This is a genomic window from Synergistetes bacterium HGW-Synergistetes-1 (assembly GCA_002839185.1).
Lineage (GTDB): Bacteria > Synergistota > Synergistia > Synergistales > Synergistaceae > Caenicola.
Map to the genome: position 1 here is coordinate 376,575 of PGXO01000001.1, position 20,906 is coordinate 397,480.

Genomic DNA, 20,906 nt, shown 5'->3' on the forward strand with positions numbered 1-20,906 from the left:
TTTACCATGAGTATCTAAAAAAACAAAAATCATGAACTATATTTATTCCATATTTCGTATAGCTCTGAAATAATCCCTTCGTGCACGTCGATCTCAAAACCGTCCACAGTAAGTTCTGATTTTTTGCTTATACCATCCACTGCTTTTTTCTCAATAAGCGCTTCAAGCATGGACCTCTCATCATTCTTGCCTGGGCCAAGCCATTCTCTCCAAATATATGAAAGAGCAGTACTGAGTGCGTAACAGCCCCAGTTGCTGACATCTACAGGTATGGTTACATCTGTGCGTATGACGGAAAGACACTTTCTGAACTCCGGTCTGATATTACATATTTCTGTGACAAAGTTGCCCATCCCAACTTCATTTCCTCCGTCACCTATCCCTACTGTAAAAATATTTTTGCGCGAACAGAGGACTGAGATCCAGTCCAACGAAGGTGTCCAGGCAGAAATATCCTCGCTTCTCATGTTGTAAAATTTGCCGTCTGCCGCACGTCCCAGACGTTCTGTGAATACTACGGCATCAGGAGAAAAAGAATCAAGTTTATCAAAACGGTCAACTGCTATCACTTTTTCTTCAGGAAAACCGGCAGCAGCTGCACTTGCCCTAATTGCATCCAGACAAAGGTCGTCTGTCCAGATCTCAGTTTCAGCACCATGCTTCCAAAATGCCCTTGCCAGAACAACTGCCCCTCCGGGGCCATCTGTTTCAGGCGCTCCTGAAGAGGGAACGAAAAAACCCGAAACCACAGCGACCTTGGAGACATCAGCCAGTACTTCTGCGGCTTTTTGCAAGTAGAGGTGTTTGCACAGGTTTGAGATACCTCTTTTGCCTTTATTTGAAGCAACGATATTGACCAGTTCTTCTGCAAATCCTGACGGTAATCTGTATTTTTCCATTTGATCGTCTCTAAATGCTGAGTATTTCAACAAGTCTCAGCATATCAGCATCCAGGCTTCTTTTTGTTTCCCATGCGGTTTTGATATCAGAGGAGACAATATTGCCGTTTACCCTTCCAACCATCATCCCCCGTCCTCCTTTAATAAGGAGTTCTACTGCAGCGGCACCCAGCCTTGAAGCAAGTACGGTGTCAAAACATGAGGGAGCTCCTCCTCTTTGCAGGTGTCCAAGTACAACGATCCTGGGGTCATAGCTGCCCTGACCCTTAAGCTTTTCTGCAAGTTCAGAAGCCGACATAACTCCCTCTGATAAGACGATAATAGAGTGAGTTTTACCCCTCTCTTTTGCGTAGCTCAGTTTTTGGGATATAGCCTCAATATCAGGAGCTATCTCCGGCACAAGGACAAATTCTGCTCCGCAGGCAACACCCGTCTCCAGGGCTAAAAAACCTGAGTTTCGCCCCATGACCTCGACAATAAACATCCTGTCATGGCTGGATGCCGTGTCACGAAGTTTGCTTATGCACTCCAGAGCTGTGTTGCATGCCGTATCGAAACCAATAGTGCAGTCTGTCCCAGCTATATCATTGTCTATAGTCCCCGGTATCCCTACAACAGTTACTCCCCTGCTGTGCAGCTCATTTGCCCCGCGGAAAGAACCATCACCGCCGATAACTACTAAAGCCTCAATATCATTTTCTTTAAGTTTTGAAACTCCTGCATTGACGCCTTCCGGCCTAAAAAATTCAGGACACCTTGCTGTTCTCAGGATCGTCCCTCCATGGAGAAGTATCCCTCCGACAGAACTCCTTGTCATAGGGACAAGATCGCCCTCCAGCAGCCCCTCATACCCTCTCCTTATCCCAACAACATCAAGTCCGTTGTAGAGAGCAGTACGTGTTACCGCCCTTATCGCCGCATTCATGCCCGGAGAATCTCCTCCACTTGTCAGGACACCTATCCTTTTTAACATGCTTAAGCCTCCCTGTTAAGCCTGATCATACAATATTTGTTTACGACCAGACTCTGTTTGTATTGATCCACTATCCACAATAGAAAGAAACCTATTGTTTCACCCATGAAGCTTCATTGTCCTGTGAAGATACCCTTCTTGACCACACTAATACAGAACATACCTTTCCCGCAGCCTTTTCCACTGCTGATATCGCTGCACGCAGAGTATTTCCTGTGGTGTATACATCATCGACCAGCACAACTGAACGTCCTGCAAGGCTTTCTGATCCCATAGCGTCTGCCGGCATCATTTGCCTTGATGAGCTCGTCTTTCCCGCCTGAGGAAGGATATCATTTTTCCAGAAAAGTTTTTTGTCGTCAGCAGGTATATTCCATACCTGAGAAATACCTTCAGCCAGCAGTAACGACTGATTATATTCCCTCCTGCCGGATCTGTGTAAAGGTACAGGTATAAGGATGTCTGCATCTTTATCAATAAAGGTTTCGCCCATAAGCCTGCCCATTGGTATACCCAGAGAACGTGAGTTTCTGTATTTCAAGTTCAGCAAAAGTTCACGAGAGATGCCTTCGTGAAGTGAAAGCGCATGACAAGGGACTGAATTGCTGCAGCACACAAGGCCGTAAGGGGCGCCGCATTTAGCACAAAACGAAGGAAGCGGAGAAACAACTGACCTCATGCACCCGTCACAGCATGATATTCCGATCCTGCCGCAGACAGGACATGTTTCAGGCCATAAAAAATGAAAAAGAGAATGTACGAGATCATCAGTCATAAATTTAAAGAAAGAACACCGCGAGGATGTCGAAGAAATACCTTTTCGGTGATCCTGCGGTGCTCTGATATACAAACCCTGCCCTATACAGCAGCTGCTTTTTTGAGTATCTCTGCCTTGTCAGTGCGTTCCCATGTGGGAATCGGATCAAGATCTACACGGCCCATGTGACCGTATGCAGCCAATCTTTTGTAACACGGTTTGCGAAGTTCTAGATCTCTAATTATTGCCGCGGGGCGAAAATCAAAGTGCTCCCTGATAATTTCTGTTATCTTCTGGTCAGGTATGGTCCCGGTACCAAAAGTTTCTACCATTATCGATACAGGTTTTGCAACGCCTATAGCATAAGCGACCTGTATCTGGCAGGCTGCGGCAAGCCCGGCAGCAACAACATTTTTGGCTACGTATCTGGCCATGTAGGCGCCGGATCTGTCGACCTTCGTCGGGTCTTTCCCGGAGAAGGCCCCTCCGCCGTGGGGAACAGCGCCCCCATATGTATCTACAATTATCTTTCTTCCTGTAAGGCCGCTGTCCGCCTGTGGTCCTCCCATGACAAAACGCCCTGTCGGGTTGATAAGTATCCTTGGTTTTTTTTCTATCAGAGATTCCGGTATTACCGGAGCTATCACGTACTTTTCCACATCTTCGGCAATCTGCTGCTGTTCTACCGCAGGATGGTGCTGTGTGCTTATTACTATCGTGTCAACACGCACAGGTTTGCCGTCTACATACTCTACAGTGACCTGGGCCTTTCCGTCCGGGCGAAGGTAGGGTATTGTCTTGTTCTTCCTTACCTCAGCAAGTTTGCGTGTGAGTTTATGGGCGAGTGAGATCGGCATGGGCATAAGTTCCTCTGTCTCATCGCATGCATAACCGACCATCAGTCCCTGGTCTCCTGCCCCGATCTTATCAATTTCATCTTCGGAGAGGTCTCTGGCCTCTAGTGCTTTGTCCACTCCCTGTTTGATATCCGAAGATTGCTCATCGATAGCTGTAATAACTGCACAGGTGTCACCGTCAAAACCATACTTTGCCCTGGTGTAGCCTACTTGCTTCACAGTGTCCCTTGTTATCTTTGGAATGTCGACATAGCAGCTTGTTGTTATCTCTCCTGCTACTACTACAAGTCCTGTGCTGACAAGGGTCTCACATGCAACTCTCCCCATTGGGTCTTCCTTGAGGATAGCGTCCAGTATCGCATCTGATATTTGATCTGCGAGTTTGTCAGGGTGCCCCTCAGTCACTGATTCTGACGTGATAAGATACCTTTCTTTGCTCATTTCAAACACCTCCGTTTATATTTGCAGCTGATTTTCAGCGTGCCATCGTAAAATTTTATTGCCAAACGTTCTTTTTGACCAGCGTCGGCGTCTTGGTAACATTTTGCTGGCTTTCAGGAATATTCTATCGGCCTTCTCTGCATGATCAGGAGTCCGTCTCTCGTTTCAAATCCCAATTTGCACATGAAGTCTATAAGTTCACTCGTGTAGGTCACTATCAGGGGTACCGGTTTTATGACCGGATGGTTGAGAGCGTAGCGTAGCAGACTTGAGCCGAGTCCTTTACCCTGGTGGTCAGGGTGGACAAGGATATCCCAGAGAGATCCCCTGTATACAAAATCTGTAATGATACGGCAAAAAGCAACAAGTTTGCCATTATATCTGACAGAAAAACACATACTCGTTCCCTCAAGCATCTTCTCGATCTGTTCAAGAGAGCGGCTCCTGCCCCAGCGTGTAAACCTGTACAGATCCTGGAGCTCTTCAGGCGTTATCGCGAGCTTGCTGTCGTAATAATAATAGCCCGGACAGATATTATCGCTGTTTTCAAAATTTTGTTTCATCCAGATCATCCTCTGTTTCTTCTTCATCATAGCTGCAGCCTTCTCCGTTTTCCTGGCAGGAGGCAGGTTTCTCCTGAACATTACCGGCAAGAGCAAGACCTCCTATGATCTTTCGAAGATCTCCGCGCCTGGCATCCTTGCTTATGGTCAACTCCATCACTTGTCCGGCACCGCACTTTGAACAGGTCCAAACAGCCCGTGCAATACCGTCCGGACCTGGAGAACCAGCAAGGACCTTAACCTCACCGCATTTCTGGCAAGCTACTATGAGCATATGATAAACCTCTTTTCAGCAGGCTTGAAATAACCTGAACACAGGAAGATGATCCTGCAGGCATTTATAATTAATTGAACATATCCAAATAATGTCTTTAATTTGTTTTGAATCTAATCTTTACAGGACCTTCAGTGTAGATATCCTGTGCAGCAAAAATCCTGAGTCTTACATCTGATTTGGAGTTGGTAATAACTTCAATGACTTGCATAAATTCAGCTGTGTCAATTGAGCCGACATTACCACTCAAAGGATCTCTAAGGACTCCGTCTCTGGCCGCCCTCGAATTAATGTCCCTGAGCATAATAAACAATGCCTCTTCCACGTCTTCCCTGGAAGAACCTTTTTTTATATTCTTCTCTGCAAGCATATCCCCGGAATTAAATATCACTTTGGTATTGTACGTCTCCAACTCCGCCATTACAGGCTCTCCCTCAACAGCATTGGAAAGTGCGGTGAGCCTCAGCAGATAGCGCCCCGGGGTTTTAGAAATTATAGACTTTGCCCTTTCTATTGAGCTTTTATCGACCAAGGGCCTTTTAATAGACTCAGGCTTGGTTCCGAAACGGTAAGCGAGAAGAGCCTGAGTCTCTCCTATGAGTCTGTCTACAGCCAGATCGATCTGGTGCGCAGTTGATTCCGGCCCACTTATTACTCCCTGTGCCAGTTTTTCTCCTGTCAAAGCTGCTATCCTGCCCTCTCTGAGACGCTGGATATCTGCTTTGAGCTTTTCTGCTTCTTGTTTAAGGGCGGCAACCGAAGCCTCAAGTTTTTTGCTTTCCTGCTCCAGAATAGCTTTTTCTTCTAAAAGTATCTTTTGTTCTTCTTCTGTTTTATCCTTTATTATTGTCATTTTTTCAAGTTCAGCCCTAGCTTCCTTAAGGCTTTTAGTGCCCGCAGAAAGCTTCTCTTCAAGGACATGAAGCTCGTCCTGCTTTTCGATAACGTCTCCCTTGCTCCTAAAGAGCTCTATTTCCATACCCTGAAGGTTGGTCCTGTTTTGCTGGAGCTCTGCAGTTAAGGTCGTTATCTGGTTTTGTACATAATTCATACTGAAAAGGGCTGTCCTTACGGGTTCAGAAGCAACACTGATCACAAGGAGCGTGAATAATGCGATGCCGATCCCTGTAATTACTGAAATTATTCTAGATGTATATTTAGGGCGAAGTTTTAAAAATGTCACCCTTTTTTTGCCAAGCTTCATTCCAATTATGTCACCGGCCCACGCAACGACAGCACTGACAATTGCCAGTGTTCCAAGCAGGCTCCAATTCATTTCTCTGAAGAGTTCAAACAATGACTTCTCTCCCCCATGACATGATTATTAATCGCGTATAAACCTATCACAATTACTGACATTATAGCAGGATAATTTTACCTGTTTTATAAAAATATTGTAAAAGGACAAAAAAATAAATGGTCCGGCTTGTGCCGGACCATTTTCATTCAAAGCAATGCCACTTGTATGGTTTGTTTTATTACTTCTTGAAAACAGCCTTTGCGGCATTACGTGATATTTCGATGCCCTTTTCGAGGTCTGCGACCGGCACATTAAGGGCCGGACGGAACCGGACTGTATTACTGCCGCATCCGAGGATGAGCATCTTGTTGGCGTGACACTCCTTGAGGAATTTATCACGAAGCTCGGGTGAGCAGATGTCGTATGCGCACATCAGTCCCTTGCCTCTTACGTTCTTGATAAATTCAGGGAACTCTGACTGAAGTTCATTGAGTCCTTTGATGAGTGCCGGACCTGCTACATTACTTACATAGTCGAGGACTTTCTCTTCGCGGTATATCTCAAGGTACTTAGCTGCACGTACCATGTCCACTGTATTGCCGCCCCATGTTGAATTGATACGGCTTGAAACTGTAAAGCAGTTCTTTTCGACTTCATCTACCCTTGGACCTGCTATAAGTCCGCATACCTGGGCCTTCTTACCAAATGAGAAGATGTCCGGTTTGACGGGTGCGTGATGCTCCCATGCCCACATCTTGCCGGTGATGCCCATTCCGCACTGGACTTCGTCGAAAATAAGCATGATGTCAGACTCGTCGCAGACCTGGCGCAGCTGCTGATAGTACTCTGTGCGGAAATGGTTGTCTCCGCCTTCACCCTGGATCGTCTCGATAATGATAGCAGCAATACCGTTCGGGTCGCTGGCAATAGCATGTTTGATCTGCTTCAGTGACTGTGCTTCGAGCCACTCTACTTCTCCGATATGATTTTCAAGCGGGAAGGTAATCTTTGGGTTGAGTACACGCGGCCACTCCGTGAATTTGGCGAAACGCTGGTGTTTATTGGGGTCGTTAGTGTTCGTTACAGAAAGTGTGTAACCGCTGCGACCGTGGAATGCTTCATTGAAGTGCATTATTTTAGTTCCCACTTTGCCGTCATAAGCTTCTCCCTTTGTAATTTTCCCAGCGGCAAGAAGCTTGCTTACTTTCCAGTCCATGGCAACTTTAAAGGTATTCTCTACGGCCAGTGTTCCATAGTCGATAAAGAACGTATGCTTGAATCCCTGAGGTACTGCAACCTCACCAAACATTTTTACAAATTCGGCCATTTCCTGAGTGTAAATATCTGAGTTAGCGACTTTATTTATTGCTGCACGGAAAATTTTCTCTTTGAATTCAGGAGTCTCCAGCTTGGGGTGATTCATCCCAAAGGGCGAAGATGCGAAGAAGGTGTAGAAGTCAAGCCAGTCGGCCCCGCTTGCTGAATCATGAATGTGGCTGCCCCGCGATTTTTCCATATCGATAACGATATCAAAACCATCTCTGAGCAAAAGACTTTCAATTGTCTTAAAAACATCCTTGGGCGCTACTGAAAATTTTGCTGTCATTTGCACTACCTCCTTAGATTTTTGTACCATATATCATCATCAGTTCATTAATACACATTACCCACTTAATAAGTTTAGTTGCTGTTTTTTTTTAAATCAAGACCATATTTCCAGAATACAGTATACAATTTCCGCAACATCAGACTTGTTTTGCACTCTACAACATAGTCGTTTTCATAAAAAACAACAAAAATCTTCAATTACACAACTAAAAATCATCGTTTAGAGGGCGAATACTAGAACCAAGATTGACGATAAATTGTATCATAAACTTTTATATAATATACAACAAAATTAAATCTAACTATTCTGAATATAACAACTCAGCAAACCTAAGGTTTGATTACAATTATCACCGCTGTAAGCGAAGCTTTTTTTTGAATCGTAAGACGTTTTTGGTTTCTTTTTATGCCACGGAGTTTATTTTTTAATTCTAAGCAATACCCTAAGTAAATGACGGTCCTATCTTCCTTTATATCCTCGCCTTGTAGCTGAGTAAATAGCTCCTGTTTCCTTGAGTTTATCTATCGACTCAAGGGCTATGCCGGTCCCGAGTGCAACGCACTCAGATGCAGACTCGGCAACTACAGCGTTTATCTCTGTTTCCTCTATTATCAGCTGATCAAGTCCGTTGAGGTATGCGCCTCCGCCTGTGAGGATTATGCCCCTGTCAATTACGTCAGCTGCAAGTTCCGGAGGTGTTTTTTCCAATACCCTCTTAATACCTGCTATGATCGCTCCGACAGGTTCTTCAATTGCCCTTGCAACATCCGAGCTGCCCACCGTTATCTGCCTCGGCAGTCCCTGGACTAGATCTCGCCCTCTGATCTCCATTGTCTTCTCGGGCGTTCTTTCCCTGCATGATCCTATTGTTTTTTTGAGATCCTCAGCGGTCTGTTCTCCAATGGCCAGGTTATACTGGCGCCTCATATACCTTATTATGGCTTCGTCAAATTTGTCTCCTCCGACACGAAGCGATTCAAAAACGACAAGACCGCCAAGAGAGACTATTGCAACATCTGTCGTGCCGCCGCCTATATCGACGACCATGTTTCCTACCGGTTCACCTACCGGCATGTTGGCTCCGATAGCTGCGGCCATTGGCTCCTCTATCAAATATGCCTCTTTCGCGCCAACTTCAAGCGCTGCTTCAAGGACAGCGCGCCTCTCTACATCGGTGGCTCCGGCCGGGACGCCTATCATGACCCTGTGTCTCACGATCCTCTCCATGCCGGATGTAACTTTTTTTATAAATTCCCTCAGCATTACCTCAGTCATTGTGTAGTCAGCAATTACACCGTCTCTTAGTGGACGTATCGCAACTACGTTTTCAGGAGTTCTTCCGATCATGACTTTGGCATCCTCTCCTACAGAAAGGATCTTGCCTGAATTCTGGTCAAGAGCTACTACAGAGGGTTCTCTGAGTACGACTCCTTTTCCTTTTATGAATACTATTACAGTTGCAGTTCCAAGATCTATACCTATATCTTTGCTCCACAAATCAGTCAGCCTCCCAAACTTTCAAGGATGCCCTGCTAAGGCTCCCGCTCATAAACGACAAAATCATTTTACATCAAAGAGCTCTATTGTGGCTATTCCACAAAGGCTCCCCATATTCTATTCTCCACAAAAAAAGACCGTTTGGCGGAAAGGTCCTGCCTGCTGTCCTCTTATCAGACCCTGGCTCAAAAAGAGACTTCATCCAATCAGGTTCTCTTTCACCTTTGGCAACAAGTTCGAGATCACCCATTATCATCCTGACCATGTTCGTCAGAAAACCACTGCCGACGATCCTAAGCCAGATCAAAGGCCCACGTCTCCGCAGTTTAACTTCGTACATCGTTCTGACAGGGTTGTCAGGAACGTTAGGTGCGCGACAAAAATTTGAGAAATTATGTTCACCCTCAAGAAAACGGCAGGCTTCTGAAGCAAGCCCCCAATCGTACCTGTCCCCCATGATCCAATGGGTGAATGGCGCAATATGGGGATATCTCGTCTTTCCGGTCCAAAGAAAATAGACATATTCCCTTTTTAGGGCATCATATCTGGCGTGAAAGTCAGGACTTGTCTTCTTCAGTCTCATGGCTGAGATGCCTTCCGGAAGGTTGGAATTCAAAGCCATCAATAATCTGTATTCATCCCATTCCTTTGACATGTCAAAGCTGCATACCTGCGCTCTGGCGTGTACTCCTGAGTCAGTCCTGCCAGCGCCTGTCACTGAAACAGGCTGTTTGTTGAGCATAGTGAGCACATCTTCAACGGCTTCCTGAACGGAAAGTCGGCCAGGCTGCACCTGCCACCCGAAGTACAAACTGCCATTATAACTCAATTCAGCAGCATACCTTGTCATCGTTACATCCACCTGTTTAGGGAGATCACTGAGGCAGAAAAAACAACGAAGGCTGTCAAAGCTTTATTTTCAGCACTTCCCCATGTGAGCGGATACATTCTTACCCTGCCTTTTCCGCCTCTGTAACACCTTGCCTCCATTGCGGAAGCAAGTGTGTCTGCACGTTTGAAAACAAGGACAAAGAGGGGGATCAGAACAGGGATATATGCTTTGGCCCTTTTTATGAGGCCTCCGCTCACAAAATCTGCCCCTCTTGAAACCTGTGCATTTATGATCCTCTCGGTTTCTTCGAACAGAGTCGGAATAAATCTCAGGGCTATCGTCATCATCATTGCCACCTCATGAGCAGGAAAGCCAAAACGCGTGAGGGGTCCAAAAGCTCCTTCCAGACCGTCAGAAAGTTCGGAAGGGCTGGTAGTGAAAGTAAGCAAGGCAGTGAATAAAACCAGCAGGTATAGCCTCAGCCCCATTCGAAAGGCTGTAATAGTCCCTTCGACGCTGGCTTTCAGCGGTCCTATAGAGAATATGATATTGCTGCCGCCTGTAAAAAAAATATTTAGGAGTGATGTAAAAATTATAAGTACCAGTATTGGTTTGGCTGATTTGATCAATGCTTTTGTAGGTATTTGAGACCTCTTTGCTATAAAGATTATTAAAGATGCCCACATTGCCATCGCAGGAAAGCTTCCTGACATAAAAATCAAAATCATTGAGAGCACTGTAATAAGAAGCTTACAGCGCGGATCGAGTTTGTGGATAAAAGAATCGGCCGGCATATACTGGCCCAGGGTCACACCTTTGATCAGCGACATCTAATTTTAGCCGCCTTTATCTGCTCTGCAAGATAATATGGGTCTGAAGTTAAATTTTCTATGCTTCCTGTTTTTTTCAATTCATATGAAAGGGAGAGGATGTCAGGGAGTATGAGGCCTTTAACGTTAATGTTGGACAGGATCTCCGATATCTCCAAAGGAGTACCGTATGCAGTGACCGCACCTTCAGAAATGATCAGTATCCTGTCGCTGATATTCAATGCCAGTTCGAGGTCATGTGTTATGTGGATCACGCAAATCCCTTTTTCAGACATAGATCTTAATAGAAGAGTGAGCTCGCACACACCTGTAAAATCAAGCCCTGCTGTAGGTTCATCAAGTACAAGGTAGCTGGGTTCTGATGCAAGTACAGAGGCAATTGCCACACGCCTTTTCTCTCCTCCAGAAAGCAGGAACGGGTTGGCTGAAGCAAAAGAGTTGTCCAGTCCTATAAGATCCATTGCCTCAAACACTCTTTCTTCAAGAGCATCACCCCTCTGTCCCCAGTTATGAGGCCCGAATGAGATCTCATCACGGACTGTTTCAGCAAATATCTGCTGTTCAGGGTACTGGAAAACGAGACCAACGCACTGACGGATTTTTTTGAGGTTGTCAGGATCGCTGTCTGTATTTAAACCATCAACTATCACTTCACCGGACTGGGGGACCAAAAGACCATTTAAATGCATAGCCAGTGTAGATTTTCCACTGCCGGTATGACCGACAATCGAAAGGATCTCGCCCTTCTCTGCGATAAATGAGACATTTTGAAGGGCTTTTGCCTCAGTGGGCAGCCCAGGATTATAGGTAAAACTTAGGTTTTTTACTGTAAGAGACATAGTTTTTTCCTTATCTCCCGAATGTCTGACCTCGTCGATCCGGGTATGATACCGCTCTTTACAAGCTCTTCTTTGAGCACAGCTACAGGTGGTTTTGCAAAACCCATATTCTTTAGTTCATTCTCCGATATGGATAAAAAATTCTCTGTTTTTCCCTGCCAGGATATTTGACCATCTGTTACTACAACTGTCCTGTCTGAGTTAAGTATCTCGTCAAGCCTGTGCGTGACCTGCACGATCGTACTACCGGAACTATGTTCTCTTTTGATAAGGTCAAGGAAACTTTTTCTCGATGCAGGATCCAGCATAGACATCGCTTCATCCAGCAAAAGCGATCCGGGTCTTATCGCAATTACTCCGGCAAGCGCCAGTCTCTGTTTCTGACCCCCAGAGAGTGAAGATACGGCGTGTTTTCTTTTTTCCCAAAGTCCGACTCCAACAAGGGCGTCCTTTACTCTGATCACGATCTCTTCAGATGGCAGCCCAAGATTTTCAGGTCCGAAAGCCGTGTCTTCTTCAACCACAGATGCGACTATCTGATCTTCTGGATTTTGGAATACTATAGAAACTTTTGACCTTATCAACTCAACACTCTTTGTATCATTTGTGTTTATCCCGTCAATAAAACAACAGCCCTGCGATGGTAGCAGCAGGGCATTGAACAATTTCAGCAAAGTAGATTTCCCCGACCCATTAGGTCCGAGGAGTGCGATCCACTCGCCGGCGCGGATTTCCAGATCTATGCCTTTAAGGACTTTTTTTTCAGTATCCGGATACTGGAACTCCGCGCCCTTGAGATAAAGGGTCGTACCTGAACTCATTAAATTATTCGACCAACTGTATAACCGCCATCTCGGAAGCATCGCCGACACGGGCGCCAAGTTTTACGATCCTTGTATAGCCGCCGTTGCGGTCAGCATATTTGGGTCCAAGTTCATTGAAAAGCTTTGTTACAGCCTCTTTATGCGGCAAGCGTGCCACGACAAGACGACGGTCGTTGATGTTGCCTGATTTAGCCTTTGTAATAAGCTTCTCGGCTACTCTGCGAACTTCCTTTGCCCTGGTCGTTGTAGTCACAATGCTGCCCTCAATGAAGAGACTGGCTGCCATATTGCCAAGCATGGCCCACCTATGGGAGCTGCAGCGTCCCAACCGCCTTGTTGTAACGCGGTGTCTCATTTAATTTTCCTCCTTTTGTTTCTCTTCATTCGTTTCAGTGATATCGTCTAAAGGTGTACTGATGTCACCGCTTAGATTCAAATCGAATTTTGAAAGTTTCTCTTCTATTTCCCTGAGCGATATCTTGCCTAGGTTGCGTATCTTTAGAAGGTCTTCCCTTGTTCTTGAAACCAGTTCACCTATCACATGAACTCCGCCGCGAAGAAGACAATTCTCACTGCGAACAGAAAGTTCAAGATCACGGACCGGCCTTGAGTATATTGAATTCTCACCCATTGGGAAGCCAGCCATTACAGGCTGTTTTTCGAAACCTGAGGCACCGGAAAGGACCTTTGTGTTTTCCTCGCCTTTGATTATCTCTTCAAGTGCGCTGCTGCCCGGACCTGCCAGTGAATCCACTATCGAAGAATAGTATCCCTTGAGGACCCTGCTGGCCTGAATAACAGCCGACTCAGGAGAAACTACTCCGTTCGTCCATATTTCAAGTGTAAGACTGTCATAGTCAGTTCTCTGCCCCATCCGCTTGTCCTGGATGTCATACTTTACTCTTTTTACAGGTGAATAAAGCGCATCTGTCTGAAGAGCGTCGACAGGCAAATAAGAGGCGCGGGGACGGTCTATCGGCACGTATCCTGTCCCTGTACCTACATAGAGGTCCATGATCAAAGTAGAGCCCTCTTCAAGTGTGCAAATATATGCATCAGGATCCGGGAACTCCACTTCGCTGTCCGGTTCAATATCTGCAGCTGTAATCGCTTTGGGGCCCTTTACTTCAAGCCTTAGTGTAGTTACAGCTGAAGAGTGACAGCGTACCGGTATATGTTTAAGGTTTACCAGAAGCTCAATGACATCCTCTTTTACACCTGGGACGGTACTGAACTCGTGGAGAACCCCCTCAATACGCACAGCAACAATAGCAGCACCACTGATAGAAGAGAGCAGGACTCTGCGAAGCGAGTTGCCGAGAGTTACCCCATAGCCAATCTCTAATGGCTCAATGGTAATTTTGCCGTATGACGGGGTGGATTCCTGTACTATGATCTCATGGCGATCATGCTCCATATTCTCCCCCACCTTTCGTTTCCCTAACGGGCATAGAATTCAACAACGAGCTGTTCGTTTACAGGTACTTCAATCTGCTCGCGAATTGGCACTGTCAGCACATTGCCGGTCATGGAATCAGAATTGAAGGAGAGCCACGCAGGAATGCTGCGTACTGCCGCTGCTTCAGAATTTTCCTTTAAAAGGACAACATCTCTGCTTCCCTCAGCAACAGCTAAAACATCTCCGGGTTTAAGAAGAGCACTGGGGATGTCGAGCTTGCGTCCATTAACCGTGAAATGTCCGTGAGCGACCAACTGCCTTGCCTGACTCCTGCTGACTCCAAAGCCAAGACGATAAACAATATTGTCTATGCGACGCTCAAGGAGCTGCAGGAAGTTATGCCCTGTCTGTCCTGCAAGCTTGGTTGCCTTTTCATAAACTGCGCTGAACTGCGACTCGTTAAGTCCGTAAAAACGACGAAGTTTCTGTTTTTCTCTCAGACGGAGCCCATATTCGCTCATTTTGCCGCGGCGGGTACCATGCTGACCCGGCCTTGAATTACGCTTTGTAAGACCGCATTTCTCTGTGTAACAGCGGTCTCCCTTTAAAAAGAGCTTCGTACCCTCTGCACGGCAAAGCCTGCAGACAGGTCCTGTGTATCTGCTCATACCAGTCTTTTACCTCCTTTGTAGCCTACACGCGGCGCCGCTTGGGCGGGCGGCAGCCATTGTGCGGGATAGGGGTCGCATCTTTGATCACATTGACCTGAAGGCCAGCAGCCTGAAGCGAACGGATCGCAGATTCACGGCCTGGTCCCGGACCCTTTACAATAACATCGATCTCAACTACTCCGTTGTCCTGAGCAACTTTTGCTGCCTGAGATGCAGACATCTGAGCTGCATAAGGTGTAGATTTACGTGTGCCCTTAAAACCAACGTTACCACCCGAAGCCCAGGAAAGTGCATTGCCCTGCTTATCTGTAAGCGTGACTATGGTGTTGTTGAATGTTGAAAAAATATGTGCAACGCCATAGCTTACATTTTTTCTTTCTTTACGTTTACGACTACGCTGTACGCGTTTTGCCACCTGTTGTTCCCTCCTTGGTCAAGCCTTATTTCGTGGCTTTTTTCTTGCCTGCCACAGTCCTCTTGGGACCTTTGCGTGTACGGGCATTTGTCTTGGTCCTCTGACCGCGGACAGGAAGACCCTGACGATGTCTGAGGCCACGGTAGCAACCGATATCCATGAGACGCTTGATGTTCATTGCTATCTCACGGCGAAGGTCACCTTCAACCTTATGATTGTTTTCAAGCTCCGCACGCAGCTTCTGCTCTTCCTCTTCAGTAAGGTCTTTTACCCTCGTGTTTGGGTTGATGCCTGTAGTTGTGATTATCTGCTGTGCAACTGCCGGACCTACTCCGAAAATGTAGGTAAGGGCTATCTCAATTCTCTTCTCACGCGGCAGGTCGACGCCGGCTATACGAGCCATCCTGCTACCTCCTTGCTCCCTGGCGCTGTTTATGACGCGGATTCCTGCTGCAAATCACGCGTACAACACCATGGCGTTTGATTATCCTGCAATACTCACAAATTGTCTTTACTGACGGTCTTACTTTCATTAATGCAGACCTCCTTGAGAAATACTGAAAATCCCTTTTCAGGAACTAAAACCAAAATTAATTTCTATTTGTATCTGTATGTGATCCGCCCGCGTGTAAGATCATAGGGCGAAAGCTGCAGCAATACACGATCTCCCGGAAGAATCCTTATAAAATGCATTCGCATTTTTCCAGAAACGTGAGCCAGTATCTTGTGGCCATTCTCCAGTTCTACCTGGAACATGGCGTTGGGCAGTGGCTCCACTACCTTGCCTTTTACTTCAATTACTTCTTCTTTGGCCATGCAGTAGCCTCAACCTCCCTGTCTCCAAGATGTGTCGCTGTTATCCAGAATCGCGGAAACCTTCTGTATCAACCAGCCGTTGTCCAGGGGTTTCCCGCCAGCAACACGCCCAGCCACATCTTCGAGATTCATTAGTGTCCTTTGAAGGTGTTTCACGTTCTTTTTTTTAGGCTTCTCGACAAAGTAGCTGCTGCCGTCAGCTATGAAGACCCGTGTCTCACTTTCAATTCCCACCACTACGAAAAACTTTCCTTTGTTCTTTCCTCGGCGCACAAAGACCACATCGCCTGTTTCCAGAGCCCCTTCCTGTAAGTCAGGGGTCACTCCCATGGCGTAAGTATCTCCACACCGTCAGCGGTAACAAGAAGACTGTGCTCAAAATGAGCGGCATCGCTGCCGTCAGCTGTGACTACAGTCCAGTTGTCAGAAAGGTTTTTCACTTCTTCGGATCCTGACATGACCATCGGTTCAACACAGAAGGTCATTCCGGCCTTTAAAGTTATCCCGTTGCCGGGCTTTCCGTAATTGGGCACCTGTGGAGCTTCATGGAGTCTGCGTCCTATGCCGTGTCCGGCGTAATCTCTCACAAGACCAAAGCCTGATGGGATCACAAGGTTTTCAATAGCATATCCGATGTCTCCAAGCGTTGCACCGACTCTTACTTCGTTGACTCCCCTGTGCAGTGACTCAAGAGTGATGTCGAGCAGCCGCTGCCGATCTTCACTTATTTTGCCAACTGCAAAGGTACAGGCCGCATCTCCAAAAAAACCATTATAGGATGCTCCTGTGTCAATGCTGATGATATCGCCCTCCTGAAGCACTCTTTCTCTTGAAGGGATCCCGTGCACTATCTCATCATTCACAGAGGCACAAATAGTACCGGGAAAAGGTGTGGATACCCATGGGACTTTGTAACCTTTGAACGCAGGTTTTGCATTCTCTTTTAAAACAAGAGCCTCCGCCGCCTGGTCCAGAGTATAGGTGTCAACACCCGGTTTGACCATGTCTTTCATAAGTCTAAGTATATCAGCGACAATACGTCCGGCATGGCGCATCTTTGCAAGATCACGATCACTTTTGAAAGTAATCATTTACCTGCACCCTTCATTTTTTCAAGAAGCTTCAGGACAACATCCTTTCCACCGGCTGCATCAACCGAAACAAGAACATCTTTGTTGCGGTAATAATCGATCAAAGGCGCGGTCTGTTCGTGGAAGACGGTAAGGCGGTTGCGAATAACGCTTTCTTTGTCGTCATTGCGCTGAATTACATCTCCGCCGCACTTATCACAGACTCCTTCGACCTTTGCCGGTTTAAAGACTGTATTATAAATCTCACCGCAAGATTTGCATACTCTTCTTGTGGTAAGCCTCTGCACAACGATCTCATCATCCACGTCAAGCTGAATGACTGCATCAAGTGAAATGCTGAGTTTTTCCAAAATTGAATCAAGTGCTTCAGCCTGAGGTCTGGTCCTCGGAAATCCATCAAGCAGGAATCCGTCCTTACAGTCAGGCTCAACCAGCCTTGACTCTACCATGGCAACGATTACTGCGTCAGGGACAAGTTTTCCGGATTCCATATATCCCTTTGCATTTCTGCCAAGCTCGGTATCCGCTTTAACGTTGGCCCTGAGTATGTCTCCGGTCGATATGTGGGCAATAGGATATTTCTGCCTGATGCTCTCAGCCTGAGTCCCTTTTCCTGAGCCGGGTGCTCCGATCAGTATGATCCGCATCACATACCTCCGAATTAGAGTCTCAGAAGGCCGCCTGACTTACCTCCGCGGCGCTTCAGGATACCTTCATAATGACGCATTATAAGCTGTCCCTCTATCTGATGTACAGTATCAAGAGCAACACCAACCACGATTATTACGGCCGTTCCGCCAAAATAGAATGTGTTGATGTTCATGAGCCCTGTCATCATTGTTGGAACTACAGCTACTACCGCAAGTGCGACCGCACCTCCGAGAGTAATACGTCCCATTACCTTCTCGATATAATCAGTTGTGGGTCTGCCTGGGCGTATGCCAAGGATAAACCCGCCGTTTTTCTTCATGTTAGTCGATATATCTTCCGGCTTGAAAACTACCGCCGTATAGAAATATGAGAAGAAGATTATCATCGCAACATACAGGATAATGTAGATGGGACTGCTTGGGCTAAATGCGTTCTGTACGATCTGAGCAAAACTATGCTGGAAAAGACCAGCAATAGTATAGGGGAAAAGAAGTACCGATGATGCAAAGATTATCGGTATTACCCCTGCTGTATTTACACGCAGAGGAATAAAGCTGCTCTGCCCTCCATACATTTTGTTGCCTACCATGCGCTTTGCATACTGCACAGGGAGACGGCGCTGACCCTCCTGGAGCATTACACATCCTGCAACTACGGCAACCATTACAGCAATTGCCATAAGTACTACGAGTATGTTCATTTCTCCAAGTCTTACCAGCGTAAAAGTTCTTATTATCGCTTCCGGTATCCTGACAACTATACCGGCAAAAATAAGAAGAGATATGCCGTTTCCTATACCGTGGTCCGACATGACTTCACCAAGCCACATAACAGCCACTGCGCCGGTAGTAAGCGTAACAGCAACAAGTGCTATGTCCATCCAGCTGCCTGTAAATATACCTAGATTCCTGAGCCAGCCTGTCATTCCGACTGCCTGAATAAGTGCGAAGGCGATAGTGCCGTAACGTGTGTACTGCACTACCTTCTTCCGCCCTTCTTCTCCCTCTTTCTGCATCTTTTCAATGCTTGGCACAACAACTGCCAGCAGCTGCATGACAATGCTTGCATTAATGTAGGGAGTCACACCCAGAGCAAAAATACTGAATCTGCTGAGTGCTCCTCCGGCAAAGAGGTCCAGGAAACCTAAAACGCCGCCCTGCTCAAAAAGCTTTCCAAGAGCAGCAGCATCGACACCCGGTGTCGGCATGTGTGCTCCAAGTCTGTAGACGAACAACGCGGCCAAAGTAAAGAGTATCCGCCGCTTGAGGTCAGGCAGTCTGAAGGCATCCCGGAAGGAATCTAACACTTAAATCACCTCGGCCTTTCCGCCGGCTGCTTCGATCTTGTTTGCAGCCGATGCGCTGTAGGCGTTAGCGTGCACTATAAGATTTTTAGATAGTTCGCCGACACCGAGAATCTTTACTGGTTTGTCTGCACCGGATATAAGACGGAGAGCATAAAGGCCCTCTGCGGTAACTTCTGATCCGGCATCAAAACGTTCTTCAAGATCCGCAACGTTGACTATTTCATATCTGACGGCAAAACGAAAATTACTAAATCCGCGTTTTGGGATACGGCGTGCAAGAGGCATCTGGCCGCCTTCAAAGTTGGCCTTTATCGATACACCTGCTCTTGCCTTCTGTCCTTTATGCCCTTTGCCCGCGGTTTTGCCCTTACCGCTGCCCAGGCCCTGACCAAGACGTTTCTTCTTTTTACGTGAACCCTCTGCGGGACACAGTTCATGAAGATTCATGTCAGTACCTCCCTATTCCTCTACAGTCCATTCCAACAGATGAGAGATCGAATTGACCATTCCCATGATCTGCGGAGAATCCTCGTGACAGACTGTATCATTCAGCCTGTGAAAGCCAAGTGCCTTGATGATCCTCTCCTGACGGGGAGGGCGGCCAATTGTGCTTTTCTTCCACGTAATTGTTACTTTAGCCATTGTAGATCAACCTCCTACGCTTCCTTGCGGTCTTTGCCGCGCAGCCTGCGGATCTCTTCAGGAGTCCTAAGGTTTTTCACTGCAGACATTGTCGCATAGGAAACATTGATCGGGTTTGAAGTTCTTCCGATGACCTTAGTCAGTATGTCTTTGACTCCGCCGAGCTCCACTATCGCACGCACAGCTCCGCCGGCAATAACGCCAGTTCCCGGTGCTGCAGGGCGAAGAAGGACTTCTGCTGCTCCAAACTTTCCGATAATAGGATGGGGGATAGTATGCCCAACCTTCTTAAGATCGATCATGTTCTTCTTAGCATGCTCGATACCCTTGCGCATAGCCTCAGAAATTTCCTTGGCTTTCCCTATGCCAAGACCTACCTGACTGACGCCGTCTCCTACAACCACAAGAACGCTGAAACGGAAACGTTTTCCGCCCTTTACGACCTTGCTTACCCTGTTGATCGAGACTATGCGTTCTGAAAGCTCAAGGCCTCTGCTGCTATAGGTTTTATTACTAGGTGTCTCTTTCGCCACGTTTCTCTGCCTCCTCCTAGAACTTCAGGCCGGCTTCGCGTGCCGCTTCTGCCAGGGCCTTGACTCTGCCATGATAGACATGTCCGCCGCGGTCAAAAACGACAGCAATGATTCCCTGGGCCAGAGCACGTTCAGCGATCAGCTTGCCGACTGCTTTTGCAGCTTCCTGATTTCCGGTGCCCTTCATCTCCTTGAATGCCTGCTCCATTGTTGAAGCTGACACAAGTGTTCTTCCCTTTGCATCATCGATCACCTGAGCATATATGTGCTTCAGACTTCCGAATACTGCAAGACGTGGACGCTCCACAGTGCCTGAGATAAGTTTCCTGAGGCGACGATGGCGGAGCTCCCGCATTTTATTGCGACTGCGATTACTGATCAACGTCCTTCACCTCGCCTTACTTCTTGGCGCCGGCCTTGCCGGCCTTGCGGATTACATATTCACCTGAGTACCTGATGCCTTTGCCCTTGTATGGTTCGGGCGGGCGATACTCGCGAATGTTCGACGCGACCTGACCTACAAGCTGTCTGTCTATGCCGCGAACTACGATCTTGATCGGGCTTTCACATGCAAACTCTATACCTGCAGGGGGGATCACCTCTACAGGATGGGAGAAGCCGAGGTTGAGTACAAGATTCTGTCCCTGCATCTGAGCGCGGTAACCTACTCCGACGATTTCAAGAATTTTTTCAAAACCGTTGCTTACTCCTGTTACCATGTTGTTAAGGATGGCCCTTGTCATTCCGTGAGCAGCGCGTACAGGCTTTATCTCGCTTTCGCGTGTGACTAAAAGCAGCCCGTCTTCCTGTTCAACGTTGATCTGGGGCATAACTTGCATCTCCAGAGTTCCCTTGGAACCCTTTACAGAGACATGGCTGCCTTCGATCTTGACCTCTACTCCCTTTGGAAGCGGGATCGGTTTACGTCCTATTCTAGACACCTATGC

At 47.0% G+C, this 20,906-nt stretch carries 28 protein-coding genes and 1 pseudogene; all 29 read right to left on the reverse strand.

The genetic code is table 11. The features are described from left to right. Positions 1-29: 29 nt before the first annotated feature. A complete protein-coding gene (locus tag CVV54_01755; GenBank protein ID PKL05558.1) occupies positions 30-899 on the reverse strand; it encodes a hypothetical protein in 870 nt (289 codons plus the stop codon). Between the two features lie 10 nt (positions 900-909). Continuing rightward, on the reverse strand, positions 910-1,872 hold the full coding sequence (gene pfkA, locus CVV54_01760) for a 6-phosphofructokinase (GenBank protein PKL05559.1): 963 nt from the start codon (positions 1,870-1,872) through the stop codon (positions 910-912). Positions 1,873-1,963: 91 nt separating this feature from the next. Then, entirely contained in the window at positions 1,964-2,647 is a 684-nt protein-coding gene (locus tag CVV54_01765; GenBank protein ID PKL05560.1) for a hypothetical protein, read from the reverse strand. 83 nt (positions 2,648-2,730) lie between these two features. Further along, a complete protein-coding gene (locus CVV54_01770; protein PKL05561.1) occupies positions 2,731-3,927 on the reverse strand; it encodes a methionine adenosyltransferase in 1,197 nt (398 codons plus the stop codon). 113 nt (positions 3,928-4,040) lie between these two features. Continuing rightward, positions 4,041-4,490 (reverse strand): N-acetyltransferase, encoded by a 450-nt coding sequence (locus tag CVV54_01775; protein ID PKL05562.1) that lies wholly within the window; start codon positions 4,488-4,490, stop codon positions 4,041-4,043. A gap of 91 nt (positions 4,491-4,581) precedes the next feature. Further along, positions 4,582-4,764 (reverse strand): annotated as a pseudogene (locus CVV54_01780) (alcohol dehydrogenase). A 97-nt stretch (positions 4,765-4,861) separates the two neighbouring features. Then, positions 4,862-6,061, reverse strand: a complete 1,200-nt coding sequence (locus CVV54_01785; protein PKL05563.1) for a hypothetical protein — start codon at positions 6,059-6,061, stop codon at positions 4,862-4,864. 181 nt (positions 6,062-6,242) lie between these two features. Then, positions 6,243-7,610: an L-lysine 6-transaminase gene (locus tag CVV54_01790; GenBank protein ID PKL05564.1), complete on the reverse strand. Its 1,368-nt coding sequence runs from the start codon at positions 7,608-7,610 to the stop codon at positions 6,243-6,245. Between the two features lie 462 nt (positions 7,611-8,072). Beyond that, the gene (locus CVV54_01795; GenBank protein ID PKL05565.1) at positions 8,073-9,110 is read right to left on the reverse strand and encodes a rod shape-determining protein; all 1,038 of its coding nucleotides are present in this window, start codon (positions 9,108-9,110) and stop codon (positions 8,073-8,075) included. A 73-nt stretch (positions 9,111-9,183) separates the two neighbouring features. Next, on the reverse strand, positions 9,184-9,960 hold the full coding sequence (locus tag CVV54_01800) for a tRNA pseudouridine(38-40) synthase TruA (protein ID PKL05566.1): 777 nt from the start codon (positions 9,958-9,960) through the stop codon (positions 9,184-9,186). Positions 9,961-9,962: 2 nt separating this feature from the next. Beyond that, a complete protein-coding gene (locus CVV54_01805; GenBank protein ID PKL05630.1) occupies positions 9,963-10,766 on the reverse strand; it encodes a transporter in 804 nt (267 codons plus the stop codon). Then, entirely contained in the window at positions 10,763-11,611 is an 849-nt protein-coding gene (locus CVV54_01810; protein PKL05567.1) for an energy-coupling factor ABC transporter ATP-binding protein, read from the reverse strand. The genes CVV54_01805 and CVV54_01810 overlap by 4 nt, the downstream gene beginning before the upstream one ends. Continuing rightward, positions 11,596-12,432 carry an energy-coupling factor transporter ATPase gene (locus CVV54_01815; protein PKL05568.1) on the reverse strand — a complete coding sequence of 279 codons (837 nt, stop codon included), beginning with the start codon at positions 12,430-12,432 and terminating at the stop codon, positions 11,596-11,598. Before CVV54_01815 ends, CVV54_01810 begins: the two co-directional genes overlap by 16 nt. A 4-nt stretch (positions 12,433-12,436) precedes the next feature. Beyond that, complete coding sequence (locus tag CVV54_01820; GenBank protein ID PKL05569.1) at positions 12,437-12,790, reverse strand: 50S ribosomal protein L17; 354 nt, start codon at positions 12,788-12,790, stop codon at positions 12,437-12,439. Further along, entirely contained in the window at positions 12,791-13,852 is a 1,062-nt protein-coding gene (locus tag CVV54_01825; GenBank protein PKL05570.1) for a DNA-directed RNA polymerase subunit alpha, read from the reverse strand. Positions 13,853-13,875: 23 nt separating this feature from the next. Next, entirely contained in the window at positions 13,876-14,502 is a 627-nt protein-coding gene (locus CVV54_01830) for a 30S ribosomal protein S4 (protein ID PKL05571.1), read from the reverse strand. A gap of 25 nt (positions 14,503-14,527) precedes the next feature. Continuing rightward, complete coding sequence (locus tag CVV54_01835; GenBank protein ID PKL05572.1) at positions 14,528-14,920, reverse strand: 30S ribosomal protein S11; 393 nt, start codon at positions 14,918-14,920, stop codon at positions 14,528-14,530. 25 nt (positions 14,921-14,945) lie between these two features. Next, complete coding sequence (locus CVV54_01840; GenBank protein PKL05573.1) at positions 14,946-15,323, reverse strand: 30S ribosomal protein S13; 378 nt, start codon at positions 15,321-15,323, stop codon at positions 14,946-14,948. A gap of 4 nt (positions 15,324-15,327) precedes the next feature. Continuing rightward, positions 15,328-15,453, reverse strand: coding sequence for a 50S ribosomal protein L36 (locus CVV54_01845; protein PKL05574.1), 126 nt, complete (start codon positions 15,451-15,453; stop codon positions 15,328-15,330). Positions 15,454-15,517: 64 nt separating this feature from the next. Beyond that, entirely contained in the window at positions 15,518-15,736 is a 219-nt protein-coding gene (locus CVV54_01850) for a translation initiation factor IF-1 (GenBank protein PKL05575.1), read from the reverse strand. 9 nt (positions 15,737-15,745) lie between these two features. Further along, positions 15,746-16,066 carry a KOW domain-containing protein gene (locus CVV54_01855; protein PKL05576.1) on the reverse strand — a complete coding sequence of 107 codons (321 nt, stop codon included), beginning with the start codon at positions 16,064-16,066 and terminating at the stop codon, positions 15,746-15,748. Then, on the reverse strand, positions 16,057-16,827 hold the full coding sequence (map, locus tag CVV54_01860; protein ID PKL05577.1) for a type I methionyl aminopeptidase: 771 nt from the start codon (positions 16,825-16,827) through the stop codon (positions 16,057-16,059). Before map ends, CVV54_01855 begins: the two co-directional genes overlap by 10 nt. Continuing rightward, entirely contained in the window at positions 16,824-17,474 is a 651-nt protein-coding gene (locus tag CVV54_01865) for an adenylate kinase (GenBank protein ID PKL05578.1), read from the reverse strand. The genes map and CVV54_01865 overlap by 4 nt, the downstream gene beginning before the upstream one ends. Positions 17,475-17,488: 14 nt before the next feature. Then, positions 17,489-18,784 (reverse strand): preprotein translocase subunit SecY, encoded by a 1,296-nt coding sequence (locus CVV54_01870; protein PKL05579.1) that lies wholly within the window; start codon positions 18,782-18,784, stop codon positions 17,489-17,491. Continuing rightward, a complete protein-coding gene (locus tag CVV54_01875) occupies positions 18,785-19,231 on the reverse strand; it encodes a 50S ribosomal protein L15 (GenBank protein PKL05580.1) in 447 nt (148 codons plus the stop codon). Positions 19,232-19,243: 12 nt separating this feature from the next. Beyond that, complete coding sequence (locus tag CVV54_01880; protein PKL05581.1) at positions 19,244-19,426, reverse strand: 50S ribosomal protein L30; 183 nt, start codon at positions 19,424-19,426, stop codon at positions 19,244-19,246. A 14-nt stretch (positions 19,427-19,440) separates the two neighbouring features. Further along, positions 19,441-19,959, reverse strand: a complete 519-nt coding sequence (locus CVV54_01885; GenBank protein PKL05582.1) for a 30S ribosomal protein S5 — start codon at positions 19,957-19,959, stop codon at positions 19,441-19,443. A gap of 16 nt (positions 19,960-19,975) precedes the next feature. After that, positions 19,976-20,341 carry a 50S ribosomal protein L18 gene (locus CVV54_01890; protein PKL05583.1) on the reverse strand — a complete coding sequence of 122 codons (366 nt, stop codon included), beginning with the start codon at positions 20,339-20,341 and terminating at the stop codon, positions 19,976-19,978. Between the two features lie 16 nt (positions 20,342-20,357). Continuing rightward, positions 20,358-20,900, reverse strand: coding sequence for a 50S ribosomal protein L6 (locus tag CVV54_01895; protein ID PKL05584.1), 543 nt, complete (start codon positions 20,898-20,900; stop codon positions 20,358-20,360). Between the last annotated feature and the right edge of the window lie 6 nt (positions 20,901-20,906).

What these genes read in the sequence shown, in the direction of transcription:
- CVV54_01825 (PKL05570.1), bottom strand. Translation starts at nt 13,852, where the DNA reads ATGGAGCATGATCGCCATGAGATCATAGTACAGGAATCCACCCCGTCA.
- CVV54_01875 (PKL05580.1), bottom strand. Translation starts at nt 19,231, where the DNA reads ATGAATCTTCATGAACTGTGTCCCGCAGAGGGTTCACGTAAAAAGAAG.
- CVV54_01840 (PKL05573.1), bottom strand. Translation starts at nt 15,323, where the DNA reads ATGGCTCGTATAGCCGGCGTCGACCTGCCGCGTGAGAAGAGAATTGAG.
- CVV54_01815 (PKL05568.1), bottom strand. Translation starts at nt 12,432, where the DNA reads ATGAGTTCAGGTACGACCCTTTATCTCAAGGGCGCGGAGTTCCAGTAT.
- pfkA (PKL05559.1), bottom strand. Translation starts at nt 1,872, where the DNA reads ATGTTAAAAAGGATAGGTGTCCTGACAAGTGGAGGAGATTCTCCGGGC.
- CVV54_01790 (PKL05564.1), bottom strand. Translation starts at nt 7,610, where the DNA reads ATGACAGCAAAATTTTCAGTAGCGCCCAAGGATGTTTTTAAGACAATT.
- CVV54_01830 (PKL05571.1), bottom strand. Translation starts at nt 14,502, where the DNA reads ATGAGCAGATACACAGGACCTGTCTGCAGGCTTTGCCGTGCAGAGGGT.
- CVV54_01755 (PKL05558.1), bottom strand. Translation starts at nt 899, where the DNA reads ATGGAAAAATACAGATTACCGTCAGGATTTGCAGAAGAACTGGTCAAT.
- CVV54_01880 (PKL05581.1), bottom strand. Translation starts at nt 19,426, where the DNA reads ATGGCTAAAGTAACAATTACGTGGAAGAAAAGCACAATTGGCCGCCCT.
- CVV54_01810 (PKL05567.1), bottom strand. Translation starts at nt 11,611, where the DNA reads ATGTCTCTTACAGTAAAAAACCTAAGTTTTACCTATAATCCTGGGCTG.
- CVV54_01845 (PKL05574.1), bottom strand. Translation starts at nt 15,453, where the DNA reads ATGAAAGTAAGACCGTCAGTAAAGACAATTTGTGAGTATTGCAGGATA.
- CVV54_01855 (PKL05576.1), bottom strand. Translation starts at nt 16,066, where the DNA reads ATGGGAGTGACCCCTGACTTACAGGAAGGGGCTCTGGAAACAGGCGAT.
- CVV54_01865 (PKL05578.1), bottom strand. Translation starts at nt 17,474, where the DNA reads ATGCGGATCATACTGATCGGAGCACCCGGCTCAGGAAAAGGGACTCAG.
- map (PKL05577.1), bottom strand. Translation starts at nt 16,827, where the DNA reads ATGATTACTTTCAAAAGTGATCGTGATCTTGCAAAGATGCGCCATGCC.
- CVV54_01775 (PKL05562.1), bottom strand. Translation starts at nt 4,490, where the DNA reads ATGAAACAAAATTTTGAAAACAGCGATAATATCTGTCCGGGCTATTAT.
- CVV54_01850 (PKL05575.1), bottom strand. Translation starts at nt 15,736, where the DNA reads ATGGCCAAAGAAGAAGTAATTGAAGTAAAAGGCAAGGTAGTGGAGCCA.
- CVV54_01800 (PKL05566.1), bottom strand. Translation starts at nt 9,960, where the DNA reads ATGACAAGGTATGCTGCTGAATTGAGTTATAATGGCAGTTTGTACTTC.
- CVV54_01770 (PKL05561.1), bottom strand. Translation starts at nt 3,927, where the DNA reads ATGAGCAAAGAAAGGTATCTTATCACGTCAGAATCAGTGACTGAGGGG.
- CVV54_01765 (PKL05560.1), bottom strand. Translation starts at nt 2,647, where the DNA reads ATGACTGATGATCTCGTACATTCTCTTTTTCATTTTTTATGGCCTGAA.
- CVV54_01820 (PKL05569.1), bottom strand. Translation starts at nt 12,790, where the DNA reads ATGAGACACCGCGTTACAACAAGGCGGTTGGGACGCTGCAGCTCCCAT.